Origin of the sequence: Methylobacterium sp. yr668, assembly GCF_900116245.1 — a bacterium.
Taxonomy (GTDB): Bacteria; Pseudomonadota; Alphaproteobacteria; order Rhizobiales; family Beijerinckiaceae; genus Methylobacterium.
On record NZ_FOZY01000040.1, the window covers coordinates 23,857 to 34,847 of the forward strand.

At 66.7% G+C, this 10,991-nt stretch carries 12 protein-coding genes and 1 pseudogene; 6 read left to right on the top strand and 7 right to left on the bottom strand.

Translation table 11 applies throughout. The annotated features are described in order from the left end of the window. Positions 1–15: 15 nt before the first annotated feature. Positions 16–411, top strand: coding sequence for a hypothetical protein (locus BM419_RS28050; protein WP_091928372.1), 396 nt, complete (start codon positions 16–18; stop codon positions 409–411). Then, positions 398–1,297, top strand: coding sequence for a sigma-70 family RNA polymerase sigma factor (locus BM419_RS28055; protein ID WP_091928373.1), 900 nt, complete (start codon positions 398–400; stop codon positions 1,295–1,297). Before BM419_RS28050 ends, BM419_RS28055 begins: the two co-directional genes overlap by 14 nt. A 3-nt stretch (positions 1,298–1,300) precedes the next feature. On the opposite strand, the gene BM419_RS28060 is transcribed toward BM419_RS28055, so the two are convergent. The 3 genes from BM419_RS28060 to BM419_RS28070 form a co-directional block, all read right to left on the bottom strand. Then, complete coding sequence (locus BM419_RS28060; protein ID WP_244540897.1) at positions 1,301–1,750, bottom strand: hypothetical protein; 450 nt, start codon at positions 1,748–1,750, stop codon at positions 1,301–1,303. A 3-nt stretch (positions 1,751–1,753) separates the two neighbouring features. Further along, complete coding sequence (locus tag BM419_RS28065; protein WP_175556397.1) at positions 1,754–2,512, bottom strand: SDR family oxidoreductase; 759 nt, start codon at positions 2,510–2,512, stop codon at positions 1,754–1,756. A 320-nt stretch (positions 2,513–2,832) separates the two neighbouring features. Further along, complete coding sequence (locus BM419_RS28070; RefSeq protein WP_091928384.1) at positions 2,833–3,786, bottom strand: MBL fold metallo-hydrolase; 954 nt, start codon at positions 3,784–3,786, stop codon at positions 2,833–2,835. 346 nt (positions 3,787–4,132) lie between these two features. On the opposite strand from BM419_RS28070, the gene BM419_RS28075 reads away from it, so the two are divergent. After that, positions 4,133–4,588: a carboxymuconolactone decarboxylase family protein gene (locus tag BM419_RS28075; RefSeq protein ID WP_091928375.1), complete on the top strand. Its 456-nt coding sequence runs from the start codon at positions 4,133–4,135 to the stop codon at positions 4,586–4,588. 165 nt (positions 4,589–4,753) lie between these two features. On the opposite strand, the gene BM419_RS32635 is transcribed toward BM419_RS28075, so the two are convergent. The 3 genes from BM419_RS32635 to BM419_RS28085 form a co-directional block, all read right to left on the bottom strand. Further along, complete coding sequence (locus tag BM419_RS32635) at positions 4,754–4,912, bottom strand: hypothetical protein (RefSeq protein WP_175556398.1); 159 nt, start codon at positions 4,910–4,912, stop codon at positions 4,754–4,756. A gap of 124 nt (positions 4,913–5,036) precedes the next feature. Next, a complete protein-coding gene (locus BM419_RS28080) occupies positions 5,037–5,966 on the bottom strand; it encodes a universal stress protein (protein WP_091928376.1) in 930 nt (309 codons plus the stop codon). 243 nt (positions 5,967–6,209) lie between these two features. Next, positions 6,210–6,659, bottom strand: a complete 450-nt coding sequence (locus tag BM419_RS28085; protein WP_091928377.1) for a GreA/GreB family elongation factor — start codon at positions 6,657–6,659, stop codon at positions 6,210–6,212. A gap of 781 nt (positions 6,660–7,440) precedes the next feature. On the opposite strand from BM419_RS28085, the gene rnk (BM419_RS28090) reads away from it, so the two are divergent. After that, positions 7,441–7,863 (top strand): nucleoside diphosphate kinase regulator, encoded by a 423-nt coding sequence (rnk, locus tag BM419_RS28090; RefSeq protein ID WP_091928378.1) that lies wholly within the window; start codon positions 7,441–7,443, stop codon positions 7,861–7,863. A 54-nt stretch (positions 7,864–7,917) separates the two neighbouring features. Next, positions 7,918–8,361 (top strand): nucleoside diphosphate kinase regulator, encoded by a 444-nt coding sequence (gene rnk, locus BM419_RS28095; RefSeq protein WP_091928379.1) that lies wholly within the window; start codon positions 7,918–7,920, stop codon positions 8,359–8,361. A 555-nt stretch (positions 8,362–8,916) separates the two neighbouring features. Here rnk (BM419_RS28095) and BM419_RS28100 read toward each other — a convergent pair. Beyond that, positions 8,917–10,383, bottom strand: coding sequence for an MFS transporter (locus tag BM419_RS28100; protein ID WP_091928380.1), 1,467 nt, complete (start codon positions 10,381–10,383; stop codon positions 8,917–8,919). Between the two features lie 327 nt (positions 10,384–10,710). On the opposite strand from BM419_RS28100, the pseudogene BM419_RS28105 reads away from it, so the two are divergent. Next, positions 10,711–10,991, top strand: a pseudogene (locus BM419_RS28105) (IS110 family transposase); the annotation flags it as partial.

Here is a 10,991-nt window from a genome sequence, read left to right on the forward strand (position 1 = left end):
CGAGGAGAGAGTGCGATGAGCCATTTTATCCCGGTTTTGGCTGGCCTGCTCGGCGTAGGATTAACTGGCAACGGCATCTTCATGCTCGCCTCGCCTGAGACTTGGTACTTCGCGGTGCCAGGCGTGACCTCGACAGGCCCATTCAATCAACATTTCTTGCGCGATATCGGCCTGATCTTCGTGCTGATCGGTACGGGATTTCTCTACGGGGCGGCGAGGCCCGATTCGCGTGCTCTGCTTTGGAGCATGGCTGCGATCTGGCTCTCAGGGCATGCGCTATTCCATTTCTGGGAGGTTGCAGTGGGCATTTGCGGACCGGAGGTGCTGCCCCGTGACTTCCCTGCGGTGACACTTCCTGCGCTTATTGCGGTCGCCCTCAGCGTTTGGTCGCTTCGCCATGCCGACCATTGATGATCCGACCATCATCTTCGAACAGGAGCGGACGCGGCTTGTCCGGCTCGCATACCGCATGCTCGGTTCATTCGGTGAGGCCGAGGATGTCGTGCAGGACGCCTGGCTCCGCTGGCGGTACGTCGATCATGCTGGTGTATCGTCGGCCGGTGCCTTCCTGTCGCGCACGGTGACGCGGCTCTGCCTGGACGTCATGAAGTCCGCCCGCGCACGGCGAGAGACATACTTTGGAACTTGGTTGCCCGAGCCCGTCGCCATGGCTCCGGACGACGCCTCTGGCGATGACCTGACACTCACGCTGATGCTCGCCTTGGAGCGGCTCTCTCCTCTGGAGCGGGCCGCGTTCCTCCTGCACGACGTTTTCGCGGTTCCGCTTGGGGAAATCGCGGCGACACTTCAGCGTGAGCCGCCAGCTGTCCGTCAGCTCGCAGCCAGAGCGAGGAGGCATGTGCAGTCGGCACGTCCGCGCTTCCCCGTCGACAGGGAAGAGGGGACACGCATCGCTAAAGCCTTCTTTGAGGCGTCAGCGACAGGCGACGTCGCGGCGCTTCGCAGCATGCTCGCGGAAGCCGTCATCGTGCACTCCGATGGTGGCGGGAAGGTACACGCATTCCCGCGGCCTATCATCGGCATCGACAAGGTCATGCGTATGTTTGAGGGAGCTGCGCGGAAGTCGTGGATCCAGCATGCCCAGAAGCTGCAGGACCTCTGGATCGATGGCCTGCCGGGCTATTTCAGCCTGGAGCCGGGCGGAACCCTCCAGACCGTGGCCCTCGATATCCAGGGCGGCCTGATCGTCGGCATCTACTTCACCCGCAACCCGGACAAGCTCGAACGTATGGCAAGGCTGTTCGGAGGGGCAGCGGGAGAGCTGATGCCTCAATGAGTCTCACCGCCGGGCGCTTGCGAGCTCCCTGCGGCATACCTTGGAAAAGGTACAGAGTGGATCGAGGTCGCCGGCGTGGTGGATGTCCGCGAAGGACGAAATACTCTTATGCGGGGCGAAGTAAGTTTCGCCGATGCGTTGCATGACACGCTCCGCCTCTTCGAGCGTTTCCGAACCGCCGAAGAGCCGAATCTTGTTCACGATGGCATACAGGTTCACAAGTTTGGCCGGATCTTTGAGGTCATGCTGGAAGGCGTCGCCGAACAAGGTCGACGCCTCCCGAATGAACTCGCCGTAGAGGGCTTCCCGTCGCGCGCGGTCCTGCACCAGCAGAGTTGCTCGCTCCTGGCTGTGTTGCGTCAGCCATGTCGTCGCGAAGGAGGCCATCGCGCCAATACTGGAACCCGCAAGCGCGGAAAGCGCCGAGACGTAGGCCGCATCCATCGGCAGCATACCTCAGGTCACGCGCTTCGGCTGCGCGGCCAGCCAGTCGCTGTAGCGCCGCTTTGACAGCCAAGCGTCACCAGTGGGTGTCAACCAGCGATCTTCGAGGAGCACTCCAAAATAGGGAGCGGTGTCGTCCGTGATGACGTCACGCGTTTCGCCGATGCCGTCGAAGTGGCGCTTCACCAACTCGACCATCGGCAGCCGCTCAGGACCGGCGATCTCGATCATGCCGTTACGAGGTGGTGCGAGCGCGGCCTCAGCGACCTTCGCGGCTACATCGGCCGATGCAATCGGCTGGATCGAGGCGGAGGTCACCCGGGCGACGCCGTCGATGATAGCCGCTCCCGCAATCGTGCCGACGAACTCGAAGAACTGCGTGGCGCGGACCAGCGTCCAGGGCACGCCCGCCGAGGCGATCAGTTCCTCCTGGGCCAGCTTCGCGCGGAAGTAATCGCTGTCAAGCAGGAGCTCAGTCCCAACCACCGAGAGCGCCACGTGGTGCGTGACGCCCGCAGCCTCCTCAGCCGCCGCGAGGTTCCTTCCGGCTCGGACAAAGAAGTCCATCGCCACGTCTTCGGCAAAGGACGGCGCATTGGCGACGTCGATGACGATGCCGGCGCCCTGCAACGCATCCGCGAGGCCCTCGCCCGTGACAGCGTTCACCCCGGTATTGGGCGAGGCCGCGAGCACCTCGTGGCCGGCGCTCCTCAGGTTGGTGACGACCTGCGAGCCGATCAGCCCAGTTCCGCCGATGACGACGATCTTCATGTGACGCTCCATCTCAGCTCCAATCCCTTTGGGACGGGCGCGGTCATGACGAGGAGCGCCCCTCGCAGTGTGACATCGGCGTGGAAGATCAATGCGCCCGACTTGGGCCTAGCAAGGGCTTGACCTTGTGGGATGCTCGGGACCGGGGCAGCCGTGGGAAGGAGCCATTTCGGTTCAAACCTGCCGGGACGGTGCACGAGCCGACGGAGGCGCATCCTCAGGACCGATCCCGATCCCGAGGAAGAACGATTGTCGATGAGGCACCCGTGCGCGAACTCCCGCGTTCAACGGACGACCGGGCCAGCACGGGCTCCATGCACTCAGAAGTCCCAGAACACGGGAACCCACCGAAAAGCGTCGCCATCAGACGCAACCCGGCCGACGGACGGGAACGGCAGGTGCGTGGCGATCAACTGCTCGCCGGTCGCCGCCAATTCCCGCAGAAGCCGAACGCGAACGCGAGCCGCCTCCTTGGGATCGTGTTCGAAGCCGTTGTGCCAGTCGGGATGCTCGAATCCGACCGCGAACACGGCGTCGCCGGCGAATGTAAGCCGATCGCCGCCGGATGACAGGCGGACCACGCTGTGCCCGGGAGTGTGACCGCCGGTGCGCTGGACCATCACCCCCGGCGCGACGTCGTACTCTTCGTCGAACAGTCGCAGCTGATTGCGGTACTCTTGCGCGAACCGCTTAGCGGCCGCTCTGAGCGCATCAGGAAACCCCTCTGGCATGTCGACCTGCGTGAAGTCAGGCGCCTCCCAGAATTTGACCTCGGCAGCCGCCACGTGGATCCGCAGATCCGAGCGCAGCCGCTCCTTCACTCCGTCTACGAGGAGCCCGCCGACATGGTCCATGTGCATGTGAGTGAGCACCACGTCGGTCACAGCCGCGAGATCAATGCCAGCGGCCTCCAGTCGCCTGACCAGTTGCCCGGCCCGCGGCAGGTTCAGGTTCGGGTCCAGCCCCAAGCCGGCGTCGATGAGGATGGTCTGGCCGCCGCTGCGGACGACAACCACGTTCAGCGACCAGTCGAACGCGTCCGATGGCAGGAACATGTCGTTGAGCCACGCCGCCCTTTCGGCCGTATCGACGTTGTGTCCCAACATCTTGGTCGGGAGCGGCAGCACTCCATCGCTGACAACAAGCACATCGATCTCACCGACCCGCACCACGTAGCGCGATGGCACCAACTCCTCTCCTCGCACACGCGAAGAGCCAACGTATCCCGGACCGGTTCGTCTGGCATCGGCAGGTACTACAGCAGTCATCGTCATCCCTTCCATGGGACGCGCGCGCACCTGGCACGTCAGGATCACGAAACGCGCGTCATCGACAGAGACGAGACGGTGTCGGCAGATGTGACATGAGTGAAGAGATGTCGAACCATCGCCCATGGATGTTCGTTTCGCCACGACAATTTCCTGGAGCAAACGGCCTCTTTTCGACCCAGGTCGGTCGGCGATGCCTCGGCGAGACTGCTCCGAAGCGGACGTCCGAGCGTGAACGAGCCACTTGTCTGCCTGTCGAGCAGGAATGTGGCGTGGCGTGTCACATCTCTGCGGGCCAGCTCGTCGTAGCTTCGAACGTCGATCGCCGGCGTTCCGAGCACTGGGATCCGTCATGAGTCAGAACAAGCGGCTGGTGTGGACTGAGGTGGCGCCGCAGGGCGCGAGGGCGCTCTTCGGCATCCACCACTACATCACCACGGGCACCGAGCTACCCCACGAACTGATCCACCTCGTCTTCTTGCGCGTGTCGCAGATCAATGGCTGCGCGCATTGCATCGACCTACATACCCGTGATCTCCTCAAGACGATGCCGTTCGAGAAGGTCGCCCTGGTTGCAGTCTGGGCCGAGGTGCCCCACCTGTTCTCCGACCAATACCGAGCTGCGCTCGCGTGGGCGGAGGAAGTCACACTGGTCAGCGAGACGCACGCTTCCGACGAAGCCTATGCGGCCGCGAGCGCGGCTTTCACGGCAAAGGATCTCGTGGATCTCACGATTGCCATCGCGGCGATGAACGCATTCAATCGGCTCGGAGCGCCCTTCCGGCTTCCAGTCGTCGCGAAAGCCTGAGCCTCTTCCGAGCACGACTATGGCTGAGGCGACGGTACCTTCCTGGGCTGCCAATCGATGAGCAGACCGGAAGCTTTCCATCTGCCTCAGTCAGTCAGAGGCACAAGTCTGTGGGACTGGACCTAGCCGTTTGCGGCCTCTCCGCTTCGGAGGAGGCGGGCAGGTTCACCAACGAGCGAGGGCCGTCGCGGCGGTCGCGGCAATGGCGGCGACGAGGCAGCCCTCGACGAGCGAGGCGACTCCGAGTTGCTCAAGCCCGCGCCATACCGCCATGACCAGCAACATGACGGCGATGGCCATGACGCGCGCGCCAATGATCCTCATCGACCCTTCCTCGCCGATGAACGCCTTGCCGTATGTCCATCCGGGCGAGCCGCCTGTGGGTTCCCGAAGCCCGGGTTCCCTTCATCCGGAGGCGCGTTTGATGGCTGCGGCTGAGCGCCGGCGCTCACGCCGTGACGACCTGTAGGGCCGTGCGCTCGGCCCTGGCGGACAAGGGCCATCCTGATCGTTCCGACCTGCTGGATGAGCCGGGCCGGGGCGGCGGGACCACCAGCACGTCCGCCTGGCAGGCGGCGAGGACGGCTTCGGTGACGCTTCCCAGCAGGGCCCTCCTGAACCCGGTCCGGCCACGCGTGCCCATGACGAGGAGCTCGGAGCAGGTTCGCGCCGCGAGGCTGGCGATTACCTCGTCCGGGCGCCCCTCCTCCGTCCGCCTCACCCAGTTCCGTCTTGCGAGCCCCTCGGCTTCGAGAAAGGCTTCAGTCTCCTCCGCGTACACGGAGCGCCAACTCTCGACGTAGCCTTCGATCTGCTCGCGCGGAATGCCGAACCCCGACAATTTCGGCTTGCCCAGCACGTCGAAGGCGTGGACGACGGTGACGCGGGCGCGGTCTGCGAGGCCCAGCGACGCGACGCTGTGCAATGCCCGCGCCGACGCGGCCGAGAGGTCGACCGGGACCGTGACTTCGGCGTAGGGACCCACGACGGACCGATTGACCACGAGGATCGGGCACGGGGCGGCGCGGATCAGGTCGCGGACCGTCCGGCCAAGGCCTTGCGCGTCCTTTCCATGATCTGAGCCGACCACGATCAGGTCGACCTGCCGCGCCGCCGCCGCGTTGAGCACCGGGTCGGGCAGGCGTCCCGGGACGACGAGCGAGCGGCAGTCCACGCGGAAGAGTTCCGGCACGACCGCGGCCTGCTCAACGGTCATGCGCTGCGCCTCGCGAATGTCCCGTGCGACCTGCCGGGAACCCGCTCCGTTCACGACGTGCATCAGCATGACGTCGGCTCCGGTCTGTTGCGCCAGGATGCCGGCGCGTCGCACGGCCCGCTGTGAGCGGGTCGAAAAGTCTGTGGCGACGAGGATGCGCAAGGTTTTCCTCCTGTTCGTACGGTGTCAGCCCAAGGCCGAATTTATGCGGGCCGAGCTGCCGGTCCCGGGTCCGGCGCCCCCCTTCGGCGCATGGTCCCGTCGTGCCCTCCAGCCAGGCGAGGCCGGCGCCGACGACGTGCACGATCCCACCCGGGGCGAGCTGCCCCGGGTTCTGATGTTTGATGATGGCCGCCGGCCGGGAGTGGGCCGTGCCGGGCCGGCACGGCACCGGGGCCTTCGTGGCTAGGCCTCGCGCGGCGCGGGCGCCCCACGGCCGCGGACCGGCTTATCTGAGAAGCGCCGGCCTATGCCCTCGACCGTCACGACGTGCTGGATGCCGGCATCGTCGATGCGGAATGGCATCCGGTCGCCCACCCGCAGGCCGAGCAGCGCCGTGCCGAGCGGGCTCGCGACCGAGAGTCCGCCCGGCAGGTCCGTGAGGTCGTAGGGATGCACGAGGAGCTGGCCTCGCACGGTCGGATCGTCATTGAGCCGGTAGTGCACCCAGCGGTGGACCGAGACGACCTCGCCCGGCAGCGCGCGCGGCGGGCACTGGGTCGCCCGCTTCAACTCCGACAGCAGGAAATCGGCCTGGCGGTCGCCACGGAGATAGGCGTCGAGCCCGAAGACCACGAGCCGGTCGAAGTCGCTGGTCGTGATGGTGATGGGCGGGAGTACATGGACCGCGTGCATCCTGGCACCTCACAGCATGGCCGGTCCCGCGCGAGCGGCGCGCGGCAGCGGCCCGGCGGCGACCGGGAGGGCGCCGCGCTAACGGACGAAGGGGTTGCTGGAGATCGTCCCTGGCCTCGGCCGTGACCCGTGACAGGCCGGCGGAGCGCCAGGGCTACGAGCCTGCTTGCAGGCTGCCCGAGCGCGCCAGGAGGCGGATGCTCTGAAGGCGGTTCGACATGACAGGGCTAACGTCGGGACGGCACCGCCCGGTGTCAAGCCGTTCGAAGCACCGTTGCCGGTCAGCGGCCGTCGGGTTTGACAACGGCTCGGGCGTCGCCAATCTTAGGCGTATCATGCCGACCGACGCGACCCTCAACCGTGGCCTGCTCCGGGCAAGCAACCTGATCGCGGGCAAGTAGCCCCGAGCCGACGGCGCACGTCCGTCCCGCTCGGGGTAGCCGGGACAGCTTCCGCGAAGCGCCCGACGGTCGGCCGAGAGGCTCGGCGGCACCCAATCCAGACCGATCCAACGCAGACCGCGGCGCCCGTAGCCGCCCGGTCCGCCCGTTCGCGCGACCACGGCCCGGCACGCCGGCGACGCGGCCTCGGTGCGTCCAGGAGACCCGCATGACCGACGACACGCCCGGGCCGTCCCCCGCCCCGGAACCCGCTCCCACGGACGCGGGCGACCGCAAGGTTGTCCCGCTGGTCCTGCCAGGGCTGAACCCGCCGCCCGTCCCCGCGGACGACGATGACGACGACCCCGTCCCACGCGCCGCCTGAGCGAGGATTTTGCGAGATGGATACGACGAAAATGGCCGTCGGCGGCCTAAACCTGCCAAAGATCAAGGTGACGGCGGAGGACCGCGAGCGCCTAGCCGGGCTGGCGTCCGCCGCGATGGACCGCATGCCGGAACTGGCGGGCTACCTGTCGGACGAGCTCGACCGGGCTCAGCTCGTGCGGGCCGGGAGGTCCGCTGTCGGGTTCGTGCGGATGGGCAGCGAGGTCGAGTTCCGCGACGACACGACCGGTAAGGTGCAGGTTGTGAGCCTCGTCTATCCGGGTGAAGCCGACATCGGACTGGGAAGGATCTCGGTGCTGACGCCGGTCGGCGCGGCCCTGCTCGGCCTGAGCGGGGGGCAGTCCATCGCCTGGGTGACCCGGACCGGAGCCGCCAAGCGACTGACAGTGCTCGACGTGCGCGAGCCGGCCTTCGCCTGAACCCGCCGAAGATCCGCCGGCTCCCCCGAGCATCCCCCACGTGCCGAGACCGACATGCCCGCTCCCGCCAGCCTAGAAGAACGCCCGCCGCTGGTCATCCCGACGACCGACCTGCGGTCGCTGCGGGAGATCGTGACCGCGACCCACCCGTCGGATCCCCGAGCCGCGGTAGCGGCATGGCTGGCGGAGGAGCTCGACCGCGCCGCGGTAGTCGCGCCTCAGGCCTTGCCGCCGCGCGTGGTCACCATGCATGCGGAGGTCTCGTACCGGGACGACGTTACGGACCAGGTCGGGCGCATGAAGCTCGTCTACCCTGGCGAGGAGGATGCGGAGGGACATGCCATCTCGGTCTTGTCACCGGTTGGTGCAGCCCTCGTCGGTTTGTCCGAGAGACAGTCGATCCGCTGGCGCACACCGTCCGGCGGGTTCCGTGGCCTGACCGTCCTTCGCGTGCTGTTCCAGCCGTACGGCGGGGCCGGTGCCGGCGATGGCCCGTAGGTCGGCATCACCATCCGGTGGATGCCTTCCAGGGCCGACATTCCGCGTCTTTCCCCTGGCATGTCAAAACATCTCACAGCCCTCAATCGTCCTGTTCCGAACAGAGGCATTCATGCGACAGGATCTCGCCTGACCAAGCGCAACACGTCGCCCGAACTCGTCGGCGAGTAGGCTTTTTTGGTAGCGCTTAGGTAAGAAGAACTATCGATGGAAACTGAGGACTTGGTGTCCGTTTCGGAGACTTTATCCTTCGGCTTCGAATGACCGACATGGGCGCGAAGCCGCGCGGCTGGTTTTGCGCGGGTTGGCCGTCCGACATGGCGAAGTATGGCCGAAAGCAGTTCGTCCGCCTTCGCGTTGACGATGTGCGGAAGCAGACGTCGTTACGGCGAGTTGCGGTTTGCGGCCCCTTCACCCCAGGCCTTTCCTGCCGACTCGTTCCCGCAGCTTGCACCTTCGCAGCCCGGGATCAGCGCGACGTCGTTAGCCGTCCTCGGTCTCGGCGCAGGCCGCCCAACTGCGTCGCGCGCGCTCGCCCGAGATCTCCAGCAGATCCTACAGGCGGCGCAATGGAAGGGTCCAAGCGAGCGCGGCGTTGAGGAAGGCGAAGACCGCGACCGTTGCGAAGGCGGCGGAGAAGCCGCCGGCGATATCGTCTGCCGCCCGGATGCGCTCAGCCTCAGGCAGCCCCGCCAGGACAGACGGCCCGTGTCGAACCGCGTCCGCGAACGCTTCGGAGGCCCCGTACCGGCTCAACGCCGCGAACAGGACTCCCGCCACCAGCGTAACACCGATCGCCGAGCCGACTGAGCGCGACAACTGCACGACGGCCGATGCTGCGCCCAACTGGTCGGATGGGGCCTGGGACTGCATCGTGATCTGGGCCACCGGCATTGCCGAACCCTGAAACACGGCCACAACCGCCAGCAACGCTGGGAGGCCCCAGGGCCCGAGCACCGCGTTGGCGGGGCCGGATCCGAACGCCACGAGCAGCAGACCCAGCGCCGCCGCCGTCTGTCCTACCGAAGGGAAGACGGCCACGCGCCCGGTGCGCGAGACTAGCCACCCGGTGATCAGTGAACCCAGCCCGACCGTCGCCGTCAAAGGCAGCATCATCAAACCGATCTGCCCGGCCGACGCACCATCCACCGCCCGTAGGTGGAGCGGCAGGATCGTCGCCTCGCTGACGAGCAGCGCGCCGGAGCAGGCGGCCATGGCGTTGGCCCGCCACATGGCCGGGCGACGCAGAAGCTTCAGCGGGAACAGCGGCCGCGCCGCCCGCCGCTCCCACCACCCCAGCAGCACGACGCAGATTAGAGATAGCGCGATCTCAGCCAAAGCGGGGAAGGCCGTGGTGACTTCGACACCCTGCAGTCCCTCCAGCGCCAAGAGGAGCGGCACTACCGCTCCGGCAAACAACAGCAGCCCTGGCCAATCGAACGCGCCCGACCCACCGCCCCCGCCCCGGGCGGGCAGGCGTAGCGCCAGCAGCATCGCCAGCAGGCCAAGCGGCAGGTTCACCAGGAACACCGAGGGCCATCCGAACGCCTGCGTGAGCGCCCCGCCGGCCACCGGCCCGAACGTTGACGAGGTCACGATAACCGCGGCCATCACGCCCTGCGCCTGCCCGAGTTGGTGGCGCTGGACGTTCTCGGCCAGGAGCGCTTGGCACAGTACCATCAGGCCGCCGCCACCGAAGCCCTGGAGTATCCGCGCCCCGGTCAACGACAGGATGCCTGGGGCGCAGGCGCAGAGCGCGGACGCGGCGACGAACAGCGCGAGCGCCGTCAGCAGCAGACGACGCCGGCCGAGGGCGTCCCCGAGCCGACCGTAGACGGGCGCCGCCACGGTGCTGGCTACGAGGTAGGACGCGACGACCCAGGTCACCCGCTCCACCTCGCCGAACGCGCCGGCCATGGCGGGCAGGGCCGCGGCGACGATAGTGCCGTCCACGACGGCGAGGAATGTCGGTAGCAGGATGGGTGGAAACACCCGCCGGAGCGGTGGGTTCGTTGGCGTCATTCCAGAGCCGGATCCGCTGCGGTGGGCCTAATGACCCGATACGGCTGTGCAAATGCAACGTCGAGATGGCGGTCAGCAGCGACCTGCCATCACCTGCTGCGGTCGGGCGGCGTCAACGACGCCCGACGGCTTAAATCGGCAGGCCTTGGCCGGACGCTTCCGTTCTGCTTCGGAGCGAGGCTGCTGGAAAAGCGGACAAGCTCCTATCGACCCATGCCGGTCATACAGCCTGGCATCGGTGCTCCTCAGAAGCGTAGGGGTGGACGCCCCCTGGCGGCATCGATGTGCCAGAGTGGAGGTGTTGCAACACCACTGCAGGAGGCGTCCATGGGTGAGGTTAGCACAGTCGGGATCGATCTCGCTAAATCAGTCTTCCAGGTTCATGGCGCGGATACGAGCGGCGCCGTCGTTTTCCGCAAGAAGCTGCGGCGTGATCAGGTGCTGACGTTCTTCTCGACACTTCCGCGTTGCGTGGTCGCTATGGAAGCATGCGCCAGCGCTCATTACTGGGCCCGTGAGATAGCTTTGGCAGGCCACGAAACGCGGCTCATCCCACCAGCCTACGTGAAGCCGTTCGTGAAGCGGCAGAAGAACGACATGGCCGACGC